Origin of the sequence: Lewinella sp. LCG006 (genome assembly GCF_040784935.1) — a bacterium.
Taxonomy (GTDB): domain Bacteria; phylum Bacteroidota; class Bacteroidia; order Chitinophagales; family Saprospiraceae; genus Lewinella.
Genome location: NZ_CP160680.1, coordinates 2,686,685 through 2,706,277 on the forward strand (window position 1 = coordinate 2,686,685; position 19,593 = coordinate 2,706,277).

Sequence of the window (19,593 nt, forward strand, 5' to 3'; positions counted from 1 at the left end):
GTGCTTATTCAACTATTTGAAAAACAAACCACGAAGTAGCCGTGAAGCGAATCGCTTTTTATTTTCGTGCTGTTCCTTACTCATTTCCCCGCTTCTTTCTATCTTCGCGCTTTATTTTGAATAGCCTCCAGCGTAGTAACGGGAACGGTATCCGATCTCAGTACGTTAGTGTCTGCTATAAAAAAGATAAGCGGGAATGATTACCAGAACAGAAATCGCAAAAATCTTACAGAACCCCCCGATTGATTCCGACGTAACGGTCATGGGTTGGGTACGTGCTTACCGGGGCCGGCGCTTTATTGCGTTGTACGATGGTTCTACTTCAGAAACTTTACAGATCGTTGTGGACTTTGAAAGTTTCCCGGAAGATTTAATCAATAAGATCAAATTTCACGCCTGTATCAGTGTTACGGGAACTGTGGTCGAAAGCCAGGGAAGTGGGCAGGCCGTAGAAATTGTAGCCAAAGAAGTAGAAATCTTGGGCGAGAATAATCTGGAAGAATACCCCCTGCAAGCAAAGAAGCAAACGGTAGAGTTTCTGCGGGAACAAGCGCACCTGCGGATGCGTACGGCTACGTTTAGTTCTGTGTTTCGTATTCGGCACGCCGTGGCTTACGCCGTAAACAAATATTTCAACGATCGTGGCTACTACTACCTGCATACGCCAATCATCACGGGCAGCGATGCCGAAGGTGCTGGTGAGATGTTTCGGGTGAGCACCCTTGATCCTGAAAACTTGCCACGTACGGAAGACGGGGCGATTGACTATAGCAAAGATTTTTTTGGTAAACCTACCAACCTGACCGTTTCGGGCCAGCTACAGGCGGAGATTGGCGCCATGTCGTTGGGTAAGGTCTACACTTTTGGACCTACTTTCCGTGCGGAAAACTCCAATACGACCCGCCATTTGTCGGAATTTTGGATGATTGAGCCAGAAGCTGCATTCTTCGATTTGGAGAACGATATGGACTTGGCAGAAGACTTTGTCAAGTACCTGATCAACTACGTACTGGATAACTTCGATGGTGATCTTCAATTGTTGGATAAGCGCATCCAAGAGGCTGAGAAAAACCTGCCGCAAGCGGATCGTCGCCCGATGGGATTGATCGAAATGCTGCGTTTCGTGGTAGACAATGATTTTGCCCGGATCACTTATACCGAAGCGGTAAATATGCTTCGCAATAGCAAGCCTTTCAAAAAAGGAAAATTTGAGTTTGAGCCTGTTTGGGGAGCAGACTTACAAGCTGAGCACGAGCGCTTTTTGGTGGAGAAGGAATTTAAAAAGCCCGTTATCGTTCGGGATTATCCCAAAGACATTAAGGCCTTCTACATGCGCATGAACGACGACAATAATACCGTTGCCGCCATGGATGTGCTTTTCCCCTATATTGGTGAAGTCATTGGTGGATCACAGCGGGAAGAACGGGAGAGTATGCTACGTAAGCGGATGCACGAAATGAACATCCCCGAAGAAGAACTTTGGTGGTACATGGACTTGCGCCGTTTTGGCGGAGCTCCACACGCTGGATTCGGCCTTGGCTTTGAGCGTATGGTACAATTTATTACAGGAATAACGAATATCCGTGATGTAATTCCATTCCCGCGAGCGCCGCGTACGGCGGAGTTTTAAGAAACAAGATTTGTGTCTACCCCAGTACTACCTGGTGGAAGACCATTAATCAATAGGGGCGTAGTCGGGAGACTACGACCCTATTTGTATAAATACATTTATGTATTTACCACGCAGGATTACGCCTCTACTTCCTCTTCCTCGTAGCTGGCCATTAACTTTTCCTGAATCTCGTAAGGCAACGGGCTGTATTCGGCAAAACGGCGATTGAATTTGGCCCGTCCCTGGGTCAATGACCGTAGCGTGGAGGAGTATTGGTACATTTCTGCTTGTGGTACTTTGGCGATGATTTTTTGGTAGTGGCCTTCTGCATCCATTCCGGAGATCATTGCTCGCCGGGTTTGGAGGTCGCCCATAACATCGCCCAGGACGTCGGCATCACAGAGCACCTCCAAGTCGTAGATGGGTTCCAGTATTTGAGGGCCAGCATCTTTGAAGGCATTCCTGATAGCCATCCTGGCGGCAATCATGAAGGCGGTGTCGTTGGAGTCAACGGAGTGCATTTTGCCATCGTAGACCGAGACCCTAATATCCTGGCAAGGAGAACCCGTCAATGGCCCTTCCTCCATACGTTGAAGGATGCCTTTTTTGATGGCGTTGGCATACTTTGCGTCGATGCTTCCTCCTACGATACACCAATAGAAAGCGAGGGAACCGCCCCAAGGGAGCTCTTCTGTTTCTTTTTTGCGCACGGTCAATCCTTCTGGATCAGACATTCCTTCATGATAAGGTTCTAAGCGGAGGTGGATTTCGGCAAACTGGCCCGAGCCACCGCTTTGCTTTTTATGACGGTAAGTGGTGTCTGTTGACGCGGTGACTGTCTCGCGGTAGGAGATACGGGGGCGAATAAAGTTCATGTGGATACCATTAACCTTTTCGATGCGGTAACGAATCAGATCAAGGTGTAGTTGGCCTTGGCCATGAAGGAGGGTTTGTTTGAGCGCCTGTGATTGTTCAACGCGTAGTGTAGGATCTTCTTCTTCAATGATGTGAAGTGCCTTCATGAGCTTTTCCATTTCTGCCTTCCCTGGTGGCTCAATGGCTACCCGAATACGTGACTCCGGAAAGTGCATAGGCTCGATATTATGTTTCGGGCCATTCCCATATAGGGTTTGGTTAGAGTGGGAGTCTTTAAGTTTCAAGGTGACGCCTAAATCGCCTGCCCGCACTTCTTTGGTGCCAGTCCTTTCTTTACCATTGGCTAAAAACAGCTGGGTAAAGCGTTCTGTTTGTCCCGTAACCGCGTTGTGGAGTTCGTCGCCGGCAGCAAGGACACCACTGTATACTTTGAAGTAAGAAACATTGCCCACTTGGGGCTCCGAAATGGTTTTGTAGATAAAAATGGTGGTATCATTATCTGTGGAACAAACAAGTTCTCCTCCATCATCAAGAAGGGCGGGGGGGCGTTCTGCCGGGCTGGGGCAAACATCATTGATAAATCCCATAATTCTACCACTGCCCATGTTGTGTTCGGCGGCACAGCAAAAGACAGGGAAAATCTCCTGTTTGGCGATGGCAATCCGGAGCCCCTTGGCCAGTTCTTCTTCGGTGAGAGTGCCTGCCTCAAAAAACTTCTCCATTAAGCCTTCGTCATTCTCGGCAGCGGCTTCTACGAGGGCATTGTGAAGTTCCATTGCGCGCTCCATCTCTTCGGGAGGAATTGCTTCTTTGTTGGGTTTTCCGCCATCTTTAGGAAAAACGTAGAGCGTCATGCGCAGGGCATCAACGATGGTATTAAAATCACTGCCGGGATTAAGCGGGTATTGTACCTGGATCACCTTGTTGCCAAAGCGAGCAGTGGCCTGCTCCAGGGTGCTTTCGTAATCGGCTTTGTCGTGGTCGAGATGGTTGATGACAAAAAAAGCAGGGGTCTTGAAACTTTCAATATATTCCCAGATAAGTTCTGTACCCACCTCAACACCACTACGGGCATTGAGGAGCATAATGCCCGTGTCTGCTACTTTTAAGGCGGAGATTACTTCGCCCACAAAGTCATCGTAGCCCGGTGTGTCAATGATATTTATTTTACTGTCTTTCCAAATAGCATGTAGCAAAGAAGAGAAAACAGAATTACCCCTTTCCTTTTCCAGATTGGTGTAATCAGAAACCGTACTTCCAGCGGTAGAAGAGCCACGTCGAGGAATAGCCTTGGCTTCGAATAGCATACATTCTGCTAGCGTCGTTTTTCCTGAGCCAGGATGGCCCAACAAGACTACATTGCGAATATTATTGGTGTCATAACCCATGTGCGATTGATTTTATACGGTGGAGAAACAATAAAACCAGTAAAGGATGTTAAGTCGGAATTAAATTAGGTAATAATTCGATTTTATAAAAATATTATTTCATAATACTTTGTTTTGGTGATTTTAAAGTGTTGGTTTTTGGGTTTTTTCGGTAGATGTGATGGTTAGAATTGGCGTTTATTTGGTAGGCAACTAATCTATCTGTACGGTCGTTATTAATAGACTTGATAGTGATTTTTTGTTTTATACCCATAGTGTTACTCGTTGAGTAATGTTGTATTTTGGCGATCGCACTTGGTCAAGAACAGGCTTTAGCTTCATGCGCAATAAAACATCAGCGGAAACAATCGACTTAGCCGAGGAACTCGGCGTAGAAACGGCGTTGGAAAGAGTGCTCATTGAGCATCCTCTGATGATCGAGGGAATGCATTGGGGAATTCCTCGCTATGGCCACCCTGAAGGAGAGGTTTACAAGCACGTTAAGGAAGTATTAGCCAACATTGATTGTTTGGAGCTAACACCAAAAGAGCGCGAGTGGCTCCGAATCATAGCCTTGGTACACGATACTTTTAAGTTTCAGGAAGACAAACGGGAGCCCCGCAATTGGCATCGGCATCACGCTGTATTGGCCCGCCGATTTCTAGAGCAATTTGTTGAAGAGGAAGTCCTGTTAAATATTATCCAGAACCACGATGAGGTCTACTATATCTGGCGAGACATTGTTCTCTTTAAAGAGCAAAAGCGTGGGATGCAGCGAATGGAGCGATTGCTGAATCGCATCAAAGGACATAACCAGCTCTATTACCTTTTCTTCAAGTGCGATACCCAGACCGGGGATAAAAATCCTGCACCCATTAAATGGGTAGAAGAAAATTTTCCTGGTGTTACACCGGTAAAATTGAGATAAATATATGCTTATGCCCCAGTTTCAGTGGTTGCTTTTTGATTTTGATAATACCTTGGTAGACTTTACGAATACCAGTAAGCAGGCTTTGTGGCAAAGCTTCCGAGACTTCGATACGACTTGTACAGAAGCTATTTATGAAGTCTACAAAACGGTCAATCATCAAGTATGGACGGCTTTTGAAAAAGGGGAGATGTCGGCCGAAAGGCTGCGGATTGAACGTTTCGAATTGCTGTTTGCAGCCTTAGATATTGCTCCTGCCGAACCCCAGGTTTTTAGCAAAAGATTTCTGGATAATCTGGTTCAATTAAGCGAGGCTTATGAAGGCGTGCCACAGCTCCTGCAAAACCTAGGACAGCATTATCACCTTGGGATCATCACCAACGGCCTGAAGGAAGTACAACGCCCCCGCCTGGATTTATTAAAGTTACGCAGTCATTTCAAAAGTATTGTCGTTTCGGATGAAATTGGGGTTGCCAAACCAGATGCTGCCTTCTTTGAGTATGCTTATCAAAATCTTCCGCACCCGGCAGCGAAGGAAGACATTTTAGTCATTGGCGATAACCTCCAATCAGACATAAAAGGAGGGAACGATTACGGCTGTCCAACTTGCTGGGTCAGCCATCAGCGGGACAACAACACGGATATTTTGCCTGATTTCACGATCAATACCGTGCAGGAACTAGCCGGAATCTTGGACCGCTAAACTAAACGATGTATTTTCTGAACGTGTAATACTTTGGGCGCTTATCCCAGCGGATATGCAGCCAGTAGACGCCCAATCCGGAAGTACTCAGCCACCGTTTTTCGCGACTGATTTGCGCGGCGAGTAGATGACCAAGGGCTTGCCAATACTGATCTGAATGTGCTTCGGTAGCCGTACGGCAAAACGCGGCCAGATGGGAAAATTGGGCACCTTGAATCGGGCAGGGTACCAATAAATGAGCATCCGCTCTTAAGTTTGGAAAATCAACCACCGTTTTTTGAGGATCAAAAAAAACCGAAAAAGACGCCGTATCTGCTTTGACCTTCGCTAAGGAAGGGCTGTTGACAAGGACAAATTCGTAATCCTGATCCAGAAGCTCAATTGATAAAGGAGGATGTTCCCAGAAGTAAGCAGGGAAGGGGCTTTCTGCCAACGCGCGGTTATAGTATTGCCGAAACGCCGTTGATGTTTGCCAATATTTAATGACACTAGCAAAGGACAGTTGTCCGTTTTGATCGCTGATCTTATAGTGCTGCGTTTGATCATCCAGCACACTTATCTCAATAGAAAAAGGAGTTTTGATAATATTTGAAGTATTTGGTTAAACTAATTTACGATTACGAACCAGCCAGACCTCTGACCGGACAAAGTAGAAACAACAAGCCAAGGAGATAAAAAGGTAGGCTACCATCATTGAGCTTCCCACCGTTTCTAAACCAAACCATCCTTGGAAAAGGTAGACCATCCCCAAACCGTAGATGAATTTCAGCCCTTCCAGCGGAAGAGATAGCCGATGACGATCCATGAGTGTGGTGTAAGCAAAAACAGAGAGCATCAAAAAGCCGCCGTAGCATAAGATCTCAATAAAGGTAAGCGTGCCAATCTCAAACATGAGGTAGTACATCAATACGAGATTAATGACCAGCTGGGTCCATGACCAAAGCTGTAATGGGCGAGAAATGTGGCTGTCGTATTTTTTCTGTTCGCTAGCCGTTTTGTAGTAAGGAATCGGATACTTTTGGAGCACATCGGCGGGGCGCCAGCCTGTAGGCATAAACCAGATGCGGGCTTTGTCCCACCACGAGCGCGTGCGCCAGGCATCCTGAATAATGCTCCAAAGATGCATGAAGTTGATCAAAATGGGGTTCCAGGTACCGGCTGGACGCTTGGTGCCGTATACGGGCGGTACTTCTTTGAGCTCTTCCTGAAAGGTGCCGAATAGCTTGTCCCAGATGATGAAAATTTCGGAAAAATTCTTGTCCAGGTATTCATCATTGATAGCGTGGTGTACCCGATGATGCGAAGGCGTGACGATGATGTATTCCAATGGCCCCATCCGATCAATCAGGCGGGTGTGGTACCAGAATTGACTAAAGAAATGGATGGGGGCAATGAAAGCCACGACCTCCGTAGGTACGCCCAGCAGGGCCATCGGGATGTAGAGAAAAAAGTAAACACCGATAATGGCAGATACACTTTGCCGCAAGGCGCAAGAAAGGTTGAACTCTTCGCTGCTGTGGTGAATAACGTGGCGGTTCCAGAACAGGTTGATCTTGTGATTCCAGCGATGCGACCAATACCCCTTGAAGTCAAGACCAATGAAAGCCAGTGCATAGACCCAACCCGCAGCGGGGAGATCAAACAATGCCCAATGTTCAACCATCCATTCGTAACTCAGGATGACAACAGCCAAGCCCATGAGGGTTTTCAGGGTATTGGTCATACCGGAACTGAGACTGGATATCGTATCAGCAGGATGGTTGACTTGAACCCCTCGCCAGCGAGCAACCAGTGATTCAATCAGGATCAAAATCATAAAACCAGGGATGGCATAGGCAAGTACGTCGGCGTATGTTTCCATAGCAGGATAAATCTATTCGGTTAGGATCGCTAATTTAGCGAAAATTCGCTAAAGCCCTGCCAAACAAGCTCTAAACAAAAACCTTTACCAATTACCTGCGTAATTCAAATCCAAGCCAGTGTTGTGTTGAAGATAAGCGCGTTCCAGTACCCAGTTTGCAGCATCAATAGCAGGAAGCGGTTGAGTAGGATCTTCCAGGATAAGTTTTACCCGCTGCCGGAAGTCTTCCCGTTCTTCATTGTAGAGATGCAAACGATTTTGAGTAGGCACCAATGGTCGGGCGCAGGTCGCCAAAGAATCATCTCTGGATTGGCGTTTTGTAAAAGACCTGCGAAGACTAGCTGGTTGTTCTCCAGTTCCTGTATGATTGGGGTTGTTTGTGGGATGGTCATGGTTTAAAGGGTTAAATGTAAAATGGCTTTGTCAGCATGCTCTTAATAATACTGCTGCTTTGGTTTTACAAATTGCCTATAGTCTATCGTTCCGAAAAATTCATTGGAATAATTTATTCTATCCCAACCAAATGCCAGTCGTAATCTAGTTCTGTATGCCCCCTCGTAAAGCGGGCAAGAAGTGATCAAGATTTCACCTACAGGAAGATAAAAATGAGTTAGGCCTGTGCCACAAAAATATCTATAGTGATTTTGAATAGGCTTCCAGTTTCCCGCGCTATCCACTGCTTGAATGATAATTGGCAAAAACGCTCCATAACCAATATTTAAGGTATCCGATGTTAGGTTAGTTACAAATACAGGGTAGGATTTGATTCCTCCTCTAACATCGATTAATTCCCACTCTAATATACCTTCTCTGTCGAGTTGAAGTGGAGGCAAGTAACGAATCCCAGACCCAACTATTTTTGATGTATCAACAAAAAGAGCTAGTCCTAAAGAATCAGGCATTGGATAGGTATCCCATTCGGTTGTCTGATGTACTACCTTCCATGTTGAATAGTTTAAAGGAATAGAATCACTGAGGTGGCCAATAAATAGAGGATGGAAACTTGACTCGGAAATTGTACTTGCGGTATCTAAAGTTAATGGACTCTGAAAGGTGTCCACTAAAATAATCTGGCTATAAATATTAGGAGTATCCTCCTGTTCATTATCGAACTTGCTTTGCTCCGCACACGAACATGTAATAATTAATAAAATATAAAACACTCTTTTCATCTTGCTTCTGTTTAAATAGAGATGAGGATTTAATTTTTCTTGGTGTTTCATTTTCTTGCTATTTTAGCTTTTCGCTGAAAACCTAGGTATACATCCTACCAAATTAAGCAGAATACTAAACGAAAGAGAGAACCCCAATGTGGAGTTGATGTATCGTTTAGAAAAGCATAGTGACGGGGAGTTGCCTGCGCATTATTGGTGGCGTATGCACTCAAGAGAACTTGAGTTTCAAATAAGAACAGATCTAAAGAAAAAAGTCAGTGAAGCAAATAAGGTCTCTGGTTTCTTAGAAATCCGAGCATAATCAACCACTCATAATTTAAGAGATTTTGCGTTTTCCCTCTACGGTGATGGCCGAACCCTCGGCGAGCATGACGGTAGAAGGTTGTTCCTGGTTTAAAAAAGCAAAGGCTGGCCCGTACACTTTGCCGTAATCAACGTCAATCTTATAGTTTTGTACGGGGTAATGCTCCCATTTGGGGTGGGTGACCTCGTATTCGTTACTCTTTTGTGGCCCTGCGTGCGCGTAGCCCCAGTAGTGTTCGGTGATGAATTCAATCTCACCGCCGAGTGCTATTTTTTGCGGCTGACGGTCGGCGGTGACTTGAAAAGTATACCAGTTCTGCTTCATTTTCCATTGATACTCCACGAGCCGGTCAGTGTCGCTTGCTTCCCAGCGGTGACGCATTTTCAGGGTCTGGTAATTTTCCTGGTAGATGGTATTAGCTACAAAAGTTATCGCGTGTTTGGGGACAATCTCTTTAATGAAAACAACCCCGCGTTTCCACTCCCCCGCTTCGAGTCGGCGTACATAAAACCGCAGATTAACTTCCTCAAAGTTGACGTGGAAAGGCACCTTGATCCCCAATACGCGTACATTGACAAACATAAACCCGACCAGACTGACGTAGCACTTGCCTTGCCACAAGTCCAGTTCAGTACCAAAGGGAACATAAGGCGCTAGCACTTTGGGGTCGATGATGTAATTTGCGAACGCCAGTTTTCGCCATTCGGCAGTGAGGAAGCTCATAGGGGATGTTTTTTAGGAAAGCAAGACAGTGTTTTGACTAAACATGCTGATCAATCAAAACCGGATTACCATCGGGGTCGATGACCACAAAGCTGGCGGGGCCGCTAGTGGTTTCGTCGGCCTCGGTAGCCAGTGCTACGCCTTTGCTTTTAAGGTCTTTCTGGATGACCCTGACATCGTCAAAAGACGCTAAAGGGCTGGCGTTTTCATCCCAGCCTGGATTGAAGGTGAGGATGTTTTTTTCGAACATTCCCTGGAACAACCCAACGAGGGCATTCCCGTTTTTCATAATCAAGTAGTTCTTCTCTTGCTGCCCTGCGTAGACTGTGAATCCAAGTTTTTCGTAGAAGTCCCTAGAGGTTTGAAGGTCTTTTACGGCCAGACTGATAGAAAATGCTCCTAAGTGCATAGTGAGGTGGTTTTGATCTTAGTAGTCAAGTTACGTAATTACCGGGTATAATTAGAAAAACACCTCTTCTTTGTTATTCACAGCATAAGTAGCTTGGGCTTCAAGCCCGAGCGTGAGTTATACGCTCGGGCTGAAGCCCAACTACCGTTTAAAACACGAATATTTACGGCCCAGGGCACTAGTACTTAAAGATCCTTTCCTGGTGTATTTGGGTACTTGTTTCTACTGCGATTAAGTACGTTCCATTGGGTAGGGAAGAAAGATCCAGTGGCAGGGTATTGCCATCAAAGCGCTGCTGTTTCATCAGGCTACCATTGATGTGGAATACTTTTACCAACGCATTGCCCTCATCTTCGGTTACGATATTTACCATGTCGTTGGTAGCGGTAGGATAAATGCTGATACCCCCCTTGCGGGTAAAGGTGATAGCCGTTACGGGGCTGTAAGCAAACTGCCCATCGTAGTCCATTTGCTTGAGGCGGTAATAATTGATGCCCACTACGGGGGCTTTGTCCATAAATTCGTAAGACACTGTTTGCTGAGTCGTACCTTGGCCAAGTTCTTCTCCGATCATTTGGAAGGTACGGCCATCGTTGCTGCGTTCAACCACAAATTTTTCGTTGTTCAGCTCCGTGCTGGTTTCCCAATTGAGTTGGACAGCACTTGGGGTGGCTTTACCGGTGAAAGAGAGGAGTTCTACGGGAAATACGGCTGTTACAGTTACGATTACCTGACCTGGGGCACCAGCCCCTGACGTGGCCCCTGAGGCCCCTCTGCCTCCACCACCACCACCGGGAGCAGTTCCATTGTTGCCACTAAAATTTTCGGCACCACCACTTCCACCTCCTGGTGTACCTCCAATACCCCCCAAAGGGTTTGGTCCAGTACTTCCAGGTTGACCATTGGATGCCCCTGTGCCTGAGCCACCGCCACCGCCGCCTGTTTTGCCATTGCTATTACTATTTCCTCCAGTTCCTCCAGGTATGGTGCCTGTGCCTCCGCTAGCACCCGCAGCATTGTTTCCACTTGTAGTAGGGCCCAATCCACCACCAGCAGATACCAATCCACCAAAGCTAGAGGCACCTCCATTGTGTCCATTAGCGACGGTATTGTCAGGAACGCCACCTGCGCCAACTGTAACTAAAGTGGTTCCTGAAATAGTAAATGTACCTGTAGAATAGCCGCCACCGCCACCACCGGGGGCTGAGCTAGTACCACCTGCGATGTCATCACCGCCGCCTCCGCCGCCGCCCCAAACCTGGACAGATACCGTGACGGAATATCCCGCAGGGACGGTAAAATTACCGCTGGAATTAAACGTACAAACATTACCCACCACTGGTGGTGTAGCCGTTGTGCAATCCTGCCCAAAAGCATAAGAGCCAAATAGTGCCATCCAAAACACTAGTGTGAAAATTCTCGTTTTCATTAAAATTGGTTTTTAAGGATGAGTTAATAAGAATCCAGGCATCGCTTGGGCAATAGACCCAAACGACGCTAGTTGGTATAGCTGTGAAGCGTGAGTTCACTCACGTTCATTGAAAAAGGGGGGGCAGAAAAGTTGTAATAAAACACAAAAAACAGTGGTACTGTCACTGTTGAATACTAGAGTACAGTTTATTTGCTATACAGGCTTTTGAATATAAAAACAAAAAGTAGTGAAAGTGCGTGTGATATGTGGGTCAAATGTAAACTTATTTCTTAATAAGAGGAATAGGTTTACATTTTTTAACTTAGATGAACAAGGAAGTAGCTACGTTATTTAGCTTTCCCCGTTCCATTGCAGGTTTTGCAAAAATTCTTTTCTCCGCGTGTTCCTTTCCAATAACCATAGCCATCGCAATAGCTGCACTTATTGGCATTGAAGAGGCCTACAATCAGGTTGAAAAGGTAATAGGCTACGGCACAGATGAGAACGAGCCATAAAAGTCTGAAGAACATTAATAGGGGATTGTGTTTAACAAATAGGTAGTCTTTAAGGGCTCTAATATAAAAGAATAATGCCAGATATACAGCCTTAAATTAGACGAAAGGCCTAGTTTTCGATACAGATGAATCTTAAAGCCTAAGTAAGCCCAGGCGGTATTCCCGACCATCTTCGCCATAAATAAGTACGAGGTGTGCACCTATCTGCCGGCATCGCCGAGGGTAAGCAACTACACCTGCATCTTTGCTAACATAAAGCGGGATGGTATTCAATTCTCCGTCACGGCGAATCTCACTAAGTGCGAGCACTGCATCGCGGCCATCCATTTCGTAGCGGCGATTATCTTCGGGACTGAAATTGTCGGGATTATCGTTGTAGAGAAAAACGAAGCGATCTTGCACTGTGACTTGGGCAAAAGAGGAGATAGCGCCATTGTCATTAGGCGTTTCCTGGCGCTTTGGGATACGCTTCAACCAGGTGTAGGTACCGTCGGGAGCAATATTGGCGATCAGGATATCATTGTAGTTGTCGAAACTCGTAAACTGGGGGCCAGTAATTGGGCTCATCTCCGTCCGGTTTTGCCGGAAAAACTGTTCGGCGACCAAGACAATTCCTCCGTCGGAGCGGAGGGTGAGGTCGCGGAGTTGGTAACGAATGAGTACGGGCTCAGCTCCGCGTTGGAGTGCTTGCCCGGCTTGCGCCATAAAGTTGTCAGGAAAAGGAAGCAAGTCTACCTGAGAGGCTTCTTTGGTGAGCGGGTTTATCCTGATATGGCCGATGCCTTTACTCCCTACTTGCCCACCCAGGCCATAGAAGCCTGCGCAAACGAGGTCGCCGTTAGCAGCCAGTTCCAATCGTAAGTTGAGAAAACTAATGCCTTCAATATTCAGTTGGTAAGCCACTTCTTCTTTTCCATTACGTCGGTAGGCATAAACAATGTATTGGGGAGGGACACGATCTTCCTTACTACCCGTGACCTGGCGACACAGAAGGTAGACATTCCCTTCCGTGTCTAATTGATAAGAACGAATACTTAGTCCCTGGTCGCGGTAAGGGAGGGTTACATCCCGCGACCAAAGGAGCGAAAAATCATCGGAGAAAACCCTGAGCGTAAAACGCTCGGGACCGTCTTTTTCAGGAGGGAGTTGGTTGTAAAGTAGGAGGTGACTACTGTCTCGGCTGTATACAAGGTCAAATTGCTGGCGACGGAATTTCTGTTCTTTTTCCATATCCGCCAGTAGCTTTTCGGAGCCTGTCACCTGTCCTCGGGGACTGATTGACCGGGCAAATACCTGGGTGGCTTCTGCGATGGTTCGGCTGGTGATCAGGTACAGTTGGCCCCGTAAACTGATGATGTCTTCAAAGGCAGCACCTTCGTTAGAAAGATTCAACTCATTTCTGGCACGTAGACCAAACCTGTCATCGAATTCTTCCAGCCAATACTGTTCTTTCTGGAAGCCACGGGCGGGTCGGTAACGGAGCAAGTGAGCGCCCCATTCTCCGGCGGCAATGACTTTGGTGATGTAGCTTCCGCCGGGGCCTTTTTCCAGGCTTCCCCACTGCAACTCCGTCTGGATGTCGCGCATTTGCGCATTGAGTTGCTGGGTAAACGGGCCAATACCTATTGTTAGTAGGAATACGAGAAAGTGTATTGGTGCCCGGCGAAAAAACATATCCTAAGGCTTTGTTTAGAGGTTGCGGTATTCTGCACCATTCGATGGGTCAACCCTTGTCATGACTTGGCGTACCGTTGTGCGTTCGGTATTGGTGCCGCGCTTGAAGAGTTCGATGACTTCCAGTCGCTTGGCATTGAGAAAAAGTTGGGTAAGAATAGCATTAGGATAAGACTGATCTACTTGCCCAATGGTAGAGATCACTTCAGCGATGGAGGCACGGGCCTGGTTCACATCCTGCGTCATCATGTCCAAACCAAGGCGATGGTATTGGTACATCCCTAAACGGAAAGGCTTCATTCGTGGCGAAAGGAAATTTTCCATGATCCAATAACGGTTGCGGCTGCCACGACTGTTACTGGCGTCGGTAGATGACCAGCCGAGGTAAGTACCGTAGAGCCCGGAAGGAACATTGTTAACAATTTCCTGCGCCTTCTGGAAGAAAGGCTCCCCGCCGGAGGGAGAGAAAGAGTCGTAATCCATTCCAAGGATAATGTTGACGTAAAAGGCGAGCACCGAAGTCAGGTTGTTGTCAAAGCGGTTTTCGCTGAACTGTAGCGGTTGAAACTGCTGATAATCGAACGTGACGTAGCCATCGATGGTATTGAGTAGTGGTGTACTTTGGTCGGTACCAAAGATAGGGCGGGAAGATTGCACCGCTAGATTCATTTCGAAACTGGTAGCAGAAAGTTCTTTTTGCAGCGTTAAGATGAAATTGCAATCGATGCGTTCTTCAATTTCGTAAATATCATTGGTCCATTTCTGGTTTAAAAACTCCGTGATGGCTTGTTCCAGGGTAGCAAAAACGCTGGGGTCCACCAATTGTACTTGCTGGTAATTAACTTTTACAGTAACATTCAATTCTTGTGCCTGCCCGAGGCCCATAAAGCCCAGAAGAAAGGCCAGTAGTATCCAATTTCTCATGTTGTATTTTTAGTCTTTAGACTTATTATCTAGTAAGGTGGTTGCTACGATATCGTGCGCAACTTCCTCCTTGGATTTTAACTCAAAATGGTAAACTTTATTGTCTGCTCCGAAGATACTAACCTTGTTGGTGTCCACGCCAAATCCTGCGCCAGAATCTTGTAAGGAATTGAGGACGATAAAGTCGAGATTTTTGCGAGCCAATTTACTTTTGGCATTGGCTTCTTCCTGGGTTGTTTCAAGCGCAAAGCCAATGAGGCGTTGGTGCGCCTGTTTTTGTCGCCCTAGCTGGGCGGCGATATCCGGGTTTTTGACCAGTTCGATGGTCATCCGGTCATCGGATTTTTTAATTTTCTCGGTGGCCATATTGGCCGGACGATAATCTGCTACCGCTGCTGCCATAATACCAGCATGACAGTCGGGGAAAACCGCTACAGCAGCATCGTACATTTCTTGTGCAGATTCTACGCGGATCACCTCCAGGCCTTCTCCTGCGGGCTTCAAAGCCGAAGGACCAAGTACCAAAACGACCTCTCCCCCAAGTGCTAGAATAACCTGCGCGATAGCAACCCCCATTTTACCCGAAGAACGGTTGCCGATAAAGCGTACGGGATCTATACCTTCATAAGTGGGACCCGCAGTGATGAGTATTTTCTGGCCTTTAAGTGGTTGGCTTTGGCCAAAAAAGCGCCCCAGGTAGTGAACGATATGCTCTGGTTCGGCAAGACGCCCTTCACCAACGAGGCCACTGGCGAGTTCGCCATTTTCTACGGGGATCAGATGATTGCCGTAAGACTTTAAAAGGTGGATATTGCGCTGAGTGCTGGGGTGATGCCACATGTCGACATCCATTGCGGGAGCTACAAATACGGGGCATCGCGCAGAAAGATAGACGGCGGCAATGATGTTGTCACAAATCCCATTGGCCAGTCGAGCGAGCGTATTGGCTGTAGCGGGAGCAACCAGCATGGCATCGGCCCAAAGGCCAAGTTCAACGTGATTGTTCCAGGCTTCACCAGCGGTGACTTCCGTAAAAACGGGTCTTTTACTAAGTGTAGCGAAGGTGAGTGGCTGCACGAATTTGGTAGCTGCGGGGGTCATAAGTACCTGTACCTCTGCACCTGCTTTTACCAATAGACGCGTAAGTACTACCGCTTTGTAGGCCGCAATACTTCCACTAATGCCCAATACGATTTTTTTTCCTTTCAACTCTTTCATGTAAGTATTGCGCAGAAAATAAACTGCGATTTTTCTAAAGTTTTTCAAATAGTTAAAACGCCTGTCCGGCTGGCCAGACGTTTTAACTATTATGAAAAACAAAATCGCTTTTTATTTTCGTGCTGTTCCTAAGCAAGAACAGTCGACAAGGAAGATGTTACCCTGTCGACTGCACTGATTTAAAGCTTGATAAAACCTGGGAAATTAATCTTCCAGACGCTTTTTTTCGTTGTACCGGTAGTACAACTCATCGTTGAGGTATTCTTCGGTAGCGATGATTACCGGATTAGGTAAACGCTCGTAGAATTTAGAAATTTCGATCTGCTCTTTGTTTTCGGTAATTTCTTCAATGGTATCAGAAGAAACCGCAAACTCTTCGAGTTTGGTATTGAGCTCGTGCTTCAGATCAACAGCCAACTGACGAGCACGCTTCGAAATGATGTTGAGCGTTTCGTAGATGTTCTCGGTTTTGCTTGCCATTCCGTGTACGTCGCGTGCGCGAACGTTGGGATCAAGCCCCTGCACTTTGTTCTTAATATCTGACATATTCCAATTGTGTTAATCGATTTTGAGCTTCGGTGATCATTTTCTGCACCTCTACCGCGTTTTCGCTGCTACGGTAACGGTTCATATAGATTTCCGCTCGCTTTAACATATCATTGTAACGCTCTTCCTGCTTTTCTACAAAACTATTTTGCGCCAGTAGATAGGCAGAACGAACAATTTTATAACGAATGTCCTCGGCTTTTTTAGTGTCGGGGAATTCGATCAATAGATTTTCAAAAGAACGTATAGCGGCCTGGTATTGTTGAAGGTCGAAGTACAATACTGCAGCTTCGTAGTCTTTTACTTCCAACTTTGCCCGCATCTCGTCAATCAGCCGGTTGCATTCAGCTACGCGCTCACTTGCGGGGTGCTGATTGGCAAACTCCTCAAAAGCCTCAATGGCCGTCAAGGAATAACTCTGATCTAGTCTAAACGTAGGAGATAGCTTATAATTGCTGTAAGCGTGCATAAACTCAGCTTCCTCCTGGTATTGACTGGCGCCGTAAGTCGCTGAAAAATTCTTGAAATAATAAGCGGCCAGAATATATTGCTCCAGGTTGTAGTAGGTGTAAGCATAGCGGTAAGAAATGCCTTCGGCCTCTGGGCGTCCGCGGAAACTACTAATGACTAGTTCGTACAAGGTTTGTGCCTTGAGGTACTCTTCCGCCTCGTAATAGGCGTCTGCTTTTGCGAGGATTTCACTAGGGTCACCACTCGTACGAATACGCTCAAACTCGCTTTTACAAGCGGTGCTAAGCATAAAGAGCAGAACAACGGATAAACTTATTAACAAGCTATTTTTCATAGAAGCGCAAAATTACGGATTTTCAAGGAATTAGCCACTATTAGGGTAGAAATAATTGCTGATGCAAGCTAAAGAGTATAAGAAAGGCAGGGAGGTTGTGTCCTGGTGCCGATAATTAGCCTGGTTTTTACCAACTGTAGAAAGACGTAGAGGGGATGCGGGGCGATTGCATCACCTCTTGAGGTAGAAAGTAAAGGGATTTAGATAACCTAAGAGGGAAATGGCTTTTTATTACGTGTCCTTCAGAAGGAATTAAGTATTGAGAAGCAGAAAGATTGCAACTACCTGTTTAAAGCTTTTACGGCACACCTGAAAAAATAAGGCATTAAAACATTTATTTGAACATAGACATGAATGATAGGTAATACTTTGAACAGCGTTGAAAAGCATCTCTCGTCCAAGAATACACCCCCCTCATCACCGAAGCCGTCACAGGAAAGATAGATTCGTGCGACTGGTTACCCGAGGATCAAAAACAGTTGTGCTTCCCCATTTTTTCACTTCAAAGATCACAAAATGCGCGTAAGTATTTGAACTAAGATATGGCAATTTATTATTTTTTTGCCAAATCTTAGGAAAAATGTATCTTTGGTTAAAACATATATTATCGCAAAGCAATCTTTACATATCAAGGAATTCGTAATGCACTTTGGGGAAGCCCAAGAAATTTCGGTGACTGATATTATCCAGTTTTACCAAGGATTAGAAAAGGACATCAAAAGGTCTACTGTAGACTGGAGAATTTATGAGCTAAAAAACGAAGGCATTCTGCACCGCGTTTCAAGGGGGGTGTACTCCCTACATGAAGTGCGTCATTACATTCCGGAAATTACCCGTTCGAACAAACTTTTATACACCTCCTTTAAGAACCAATTCCCCTTTGTAGAGGGCTGCCTTTGGCATACGATGTGGATCAACGAATTTATGCTTCATCAAGTAGGTCGGTTTTATACTATACTGGAAGTAGAAAAGGATTTTATGGAAGCGGTCTTTTATGGATTGAAAGAATTGGGTAAAGAAATTTATTTAAATCCTTCTGAAGAAGTGCTTGACAAATATGTTTCTAGCAAAAAAGCCCCTCTGATCATAATAAGTCTGGTGTCAGAGGCACCCATTCAAAAAGTAAACGGCATTAACACGGTAACACTAGAAAAGATGCTCGTAGACTTGGTTTGTAATGAAACCCTCTTTGCCGCTCAACAAGGTGTAGAACTAAAACGTATTTTTAGGTCCGCCCATGAGAAATATGCCATAAGTGAAACTAAATTATTGCGGTATGCCAGTAGGAGAAATAAAAAAGAAGAAGTAGAAACTTTATACCGGGACGTACAAAGAAACGGCAATAAATTATAAAATTTGCCAAATCATAGGATAATGATAAAAAAAGAATCACTGGGAGGGGAGTGGATCAAAGCGGTCGCTGGAAAGCGAAAATCAGACCCTATTCTGGTAGAAAAAGTAATCAGAGCACTCTACCTGTTGGAGTTACTACAACAAAGCAAACTCCCTTTTATCTTCAAAGGCGGTACTGCTCTCATGTTACTGCTATCCGAGCCCAAGCGGTTTTCCATTGATATTGACATTGTCGTTTCCGACAAACCTGATCATGTTACGCACCTATTTGACCAGCTTATTGAAAACTCAGACTTTCTCGAATATAAAGAGGATGAAAGGAAAACTAACTCCAAGATTGAAAAGGCACATTACAAATTCTATTACAAGCCTATCTCTAATGCAAGAGCCGAATCCGAATATATCTTATTGGATATACTCTATGAAATGAGTCACTATGGAGATTACGTACAAGACATAGTCATCTCATCTCCGTTCTTGATTTCTGAAGGAGTGGACATCAGTGTTACTGTTCCCGTACCGGAAGCGATACTAGGGGATAAGCTAACGGCTTATGCACCAAAAACTACTGGAATTCCTTATGGAGTGGGTAAGGAAGTAGAAATTATTAAACAACTTTTCGATGTCGGTCATCTCTTTGATATGACCGAAGACTTGGAAATTGTGGCCTCTGTATTTGACCGCTTTGCCCAGACAGAATTGGCCTATCGAGCATTGAAACAGACCCGCAATGAAGTGTTAGAAGATATCTTGCAGACGGGGACAGTTATTTGCACCAGAGGACAATCGGGAGAAGGAGCATTTGATGAATTGCAAAGGGGAATTAAAAATATAAGAAACTTCATCTTCTCAGAAAGCTTTTATTTGGAAAAAGCTATGGTGTCAGCTGCCAAAGCTAGCTATTTGACAGCATTAATTAAGGCTAGCAAAAATGAGATAAAACGGTTTACTGACCCAATGGAAATAACCGATTGGAGCATTGAGCAACCTTTTGAAACCAAGCTTAATAAATTGAAAAAATCTAATCCGGAGGCTTTTTTCTATTGGTACCACACGGTAAAATTGATTAAGTCATTGAGTTAAAAAAACAAGCATAAAAATAATCGACACTTCAGAACGCAGACTGGAAATCTTGACAGAAAACTCCCTAAGGAGTTGTTTCGTTTTCTGGAAGCTAGCCAGACGGAGC

Annotated in this window: 19 protein-coding genes; 6 read left to right on the top strand and 13 right to left on the bottom strand. The window is 45.5% G+C overall.

Annotated features, from left to right (window positions below):
* Window positions 1-196: 196 nt before the first annotated feature.
* Window positions 197-1,630 carry an asparagine--tRNA ligase gene (gene asnS, locus AB0L18_RS09495; RefSeq protein ID WP_367392348.1) on the top strand — a complete coding sequence of 478 codons (1,434 nt, stop codon included), beginning with the start codon at window positions 197-199 and terminating at the stop codon, window positions 1,628-1,630.
* A gap of 119 nt (window positions 1,631-1,749) precedes the next feature.
* Here asnS and AB0L18_RS09500 read toward each other — a convergent pair whose 3' ends face one another.
* A complete protein-coding gene (locus AB0L18_RS09500; RefSeq protein ID WP_367392349.1) occupies window positions 1,750-3,876 on the bottom strand; it encodes an elongation factor G in 2,127 nt (708 codons plus the stop codon).
* Window positions 3,877-4,195: 319 nt separating this feature from the next.
* Here AB0L18_RS09500 and AB0L18_RS09505 point away from each other — a divergent pair, with 319 nt between their 5' ends.
* Both AB0L18_RS09505 and yjjG read left to right on the top strand, forming a co-directional pair.
* Window positions 4,196-4,783, top strand: coding sequence for an HD domain-containing protein (locus tag AB0L18_RS09505; protein ID WP_367392350.1), 588 nt, complete (start codon window positions 4,196-4,198; stop codon window positions 4,781-4,783).
* A 10-nt stretch (window positions 4,784-4,793) separates the two neighbouring features.
* Window positions 4,794-5,486, top strand: coding sequence for a pyrimidine 5'-nucleotidase (gene yjjG, locus AB0L18_RS09510; RefSeq protein ID WP_367392351.1), 693 nt, complete (start codon window positions 4,794-4,796; stop codon window positions 5,484-5,486).
* 1 nt (window position 5,487) lies between these two features.
* Here the strand turns inward: yjjG and AB0L18_RS09515 are convergent, their stop codons facing one another.
* The 7 genes from AB0L18_RS09515 to AB0L18_RS09545 all read right to left on the bottom strand — a co-directional run bounded on the left by AB0L18_RS09515 (window position 5,488) and on the right by AB0L18_RS09545 (window position 11,387).
* A complete protein-coding gene (locus AB0L18_RS09515; protein ID WP_367392352.1) occupies window positions 5,488-6,039 on the bottom strand; it encodes a hypothetical protein in 552 nt (183 codons plus the stop codon).
* A 48-nt stretch (window positions 6,040-6,087) separates the two neighbouring features.
* The gene (locus AB0L18_RS09520; protein ID WP_367392353.1) at window positions 6,088-7,347 is read right to left on the bottom strand and encodes a sterol desaturase family protein; all 1,260 of its coding nucleotides are present in this window, start codon (window positions 7,345-7,347) and stop codon (window positions 6,088-6,090) included.
* 84 nt (window positions 7,348-7,431) lie between these two features.
* Window positions 7,432-7,641: a hypothetical protein gene (locus tag AB0L18_RS09525; protein WP_367392354.1), complete on the bottom strand. Its 210-nt coding sequence runs from the start codon at window positions 7,639-7,641 to the stop codon at window positions 7,432-7,434.
* Window positions 7,642-7,781: 140 nt separating this feature from the next.
* Window positions 7,782-8,570, bottom strand: a complete 789-nt coding sequence (locus AB0L18_RS09530; protein ID WP_367392355.1) for a hypothetical protein — start codon at window positions 8,568-8,570, stop codon at window positions 7,782-7,784.
* 268 nt (window positions 8,571-8,838) lie between these two features.
* Complete coding sequence (locus tag AB0L18_RS09535) at window positions 8,839-9,549, bottom strand: YqjF family protein (RefSeq protein WP_367392356.1); 711 nt, start codon at window positions 9,547-9,549, stop codon at window positions 8,839-8,841.
* Window positions 9,550-9,586: 37 nt separating this feature from the next.
* The gene (locus tag AB0L18_RS09540; RefSeq protein WP_367392357.1) at window positions 9,587-9,958 is read right to left on the bottom strand and encodes a VOC family protein; all 372 of its coding nucleotides are present in this window, start codon (window positions 9,956-9,958) and stop codon (window positions 9,587-9,589) included.
* 178 nt (window positions 9,959-10,136) lie between these two features.
* Window positions 10,137-11,387, bottom strand: coding sequence for a T9SS type A sorting domain-containing protein (locus AB0L18_RS09545; protein WP_367392358.1), 1,251 nt, complete (start codon window positions 11,385-11,387; stop codon window positions 10,137-10,139).
* A gap of 308 nt (window positions 11,388-11,695) precedes the next feature.
* Between AB0L18_RS09545 and AB0L18_RS09550 the strand changes: the two genes are divergently transcribed.
* Complete coding sequence (locus AB0L18_RS09550; RefSeq protein WP_367392359.1) at window positions 11,696-11,884, top strand: hypothetical protein; 189 nt, start codon at window positions 11,696-11,698, stop codon at window positions 11,882-11,884.
* Between the two features lie 132 nt (window positions 11,885-12,016).
* On the opposite strand, the gene AB0L18_RS09555 is transcribed toward AB0L18_RS09550, so the two are convergent.
* The 5 genes from AB0L18_RS09555 to AB0L18_RS09575 form a co-directional block, all read right to left on the bottom strand.
* Window positions 12,017-13,558, bottom strand: coding sequence for a hypothetical protein (locus tag AB0L18_RS09555; RefSeq protein ID WP_367392360.1), 1,542 nt, complete (start codon window positions 13,556-13,558; stop codon window positions 12,017-12,019).
* 15 nt (window positions 13,559-13,573) lie between these two features.
* On the bottom strand, window positions 13,574-14,482 hold the full coding sequence (locus tag AB0L18_RS09560) for a DUF4835 family protein (protein ID WP_367392361.1): 909 nt from the start codon (window positions 14,480-14,482) through the stop codon (window positions 13,574-13,576).
* 9 nt (window positions 14,483-14,491) lie between these two features.
* Entirely contained in the window at window positions 14,492-15,700 is a 1,209-nt protein-coding gene (gene coaBC, locus AB0L18_RS09565) for a bifunctional phosphopantothenoylcysteine decarboxylase/phosphopantothenate--cysteine ligase CoaBC (protein ID WP_367392362.1), read from the bottom strand.
* A 204-nt stretch (window positions 15,701-15,904) separates the two neighbouring features.
* On the bottom strand, window positions 15,905-16,246 hold the full coding sequence (locus AB0L18_RS09570) for a DNA-directed RNA polymerase subunit omega (protein WP_367392363.1): 342 nt from the start codon (window positions 16,244-16,246) through the stop codon (window positions 15,905-15,907).
* Entirely contained in the window at window positions 16,233-17,051 is an 819-nt protein-coding gene (locus tag AB0L18_RS09575; protein ID WP_367392364.1) for an outer membrane protein assembly factor BamD, read from the bottom strand. Before AB0L18_RS09575 ends, AB0L18_RS09570 begins: the two co-directional genes overlap by 14 nt.
* A 588-nt stretch (window positions 17,052-17,639) precedes the next feature.
* On the opposite strand from AB0L18_RS09575, the gene AB0L18_RS09580 reads away from it, so the two are divergent.
* Together AB0L18_RS09580 and AB0L18_RS09585 are read left to right on the top strand one after the other, a co-directional pair.
* Complete coding sequence (locus AB0L18_RS09580) at window positions 17,640-18,404, top strand: DUF6577 family protein (RefSeq protein WP_367392365.1); 765 nt, start codon at window positions 17,640-17,642, stop codon at window positions 18,402-18,404.
* A 21-nt stretch (window positions 18,405-18,425) separates the two neighbouring features.
* Complete coding sequence (locus AB0L18_RS09585) at window positions 18,426-19,487, top strand: nucleotidyl transferase AbiEii/AbiGii toxin family protein (protein WP_367392366.1); 1,062 nt, start codon at window positions 18,426-18,428, stop codon at window positions 19,485-19,487.
* The last annotated feature ends 106 nt before the right edge of the window (window positions 19,488-19,593 follow it).

Bases quoted from the DNA above. Each gene is read 5' to 3' on its own strand.
- asnS (WP_367392348.1), top strand. From the start codon at position 197: ATGATTACCAGAACAGAAATCGCAAAAATCTTACAGAACCCCCCGATT.
- AB0L18_RS09500 (WP_367392349.1), bottom strand. From the start codon at position 3,876: ATGGGTTATGACACCAATAATATTCGCAATGTAGTCTTGTTGGGCCAT.
- AB0L18_RS09505 (WP_367392350.1), top strand. From the start codon at position 4,196: ATGCGCAATAAAACATCAGCGGAAACAATCGACTTAGCCGAGGAACTC.
- yjjG (WP_367392351.1), top strand. From the start codon at position 4,794: ATGCCCCAGTTTCAGTGGTTGCTTTTTGATTTTGATAATACCTTGGTA.
- AB0L18_RS09520 (WP_367392353.1), bottom strand. From the start codon at position 7,347: ATGGAAACATACGCCGACGTACTTGCCTATGCCATCCCTGGTTTTATG.
- AB0L18_RS09530 (WP_367392355.1), bottom strand. From the start codon at position 8,570: ATGAAACACCAAGAAAAATTAAATCCTCATCTCTATTTAAACAGAAGC.
- AB0L18_RS09535 (WP_367392356.1), bottom strand. From the start codon at position 9,549: ATGAGCTTCCTCACTGCCGAATGGCGAAAACTGGCGTTCGCAAATTAC.
- AB0L18_RS09540 (WP_367392357.1), bottom strand. From the start codon at position 9,958: ATGCACTTAGGAGCATTTTCTATCAGTCTGGCCGTAAAAGACCTTCAA.
- AB0L18_RS09545 (WP_367392358.1), bottom strand. From the start codon at position 11,387: ATGAAAACGAGAATTTTCACACTAGTGTTTTGGATGGCACTATTTGGC.
- AB0L18_RS09550 (WP_367392359.1), top strand. From the start codon at position 11,696: ATGAACAAGGAAGTAGCTACGTTATTTAGCTTTCCCCGTTCCATTGCA.
- AB0L18_RS09555 (WP_367392360.1), bottom strand. From the start codon at position 13,558: ATGTTTTTTCGCCGGGCACCAATACACTTTCTCGTATTCCTACTAACA.
- AB0L18_RS09560 (WP_367392361.1), bottom strand. From the start codon at position 14,482: ATGAGAAATTGGATACTACTGGCCTTTCTTCTGGGCTTTATGGGCCTC.
- coaBC (WP_367392362.1), bottom strand. From the start codon at position 15,700: ATGAAAGAGTTGAAAGGAAAAAAAATCGTATTGGGCATTAGTGGAAGT.
- AB0L18_RS09570 (WP_367392363.1), bottom strand. From the start codon at position 16,246: ATGTCAGATATTAAGAACAAAGTGCAGGGGCTTGATCCCAACGTTCGC.
- AB0L18_RS09575 (WP_367392364.1), bottom strand. From the start codon at position 17,051: ATGAAAAATAGCTTGTTAATAAGTTTATCCGTTGTTCTGCTCTTTATG.
- AB0L18_RS09585 (WP_367392366.1), top strand. From the start codon at position 18,426: ATGATAAAAAAAGAATCACTGGGAGGGGAGTGGATCAAAGCGGTCGCT.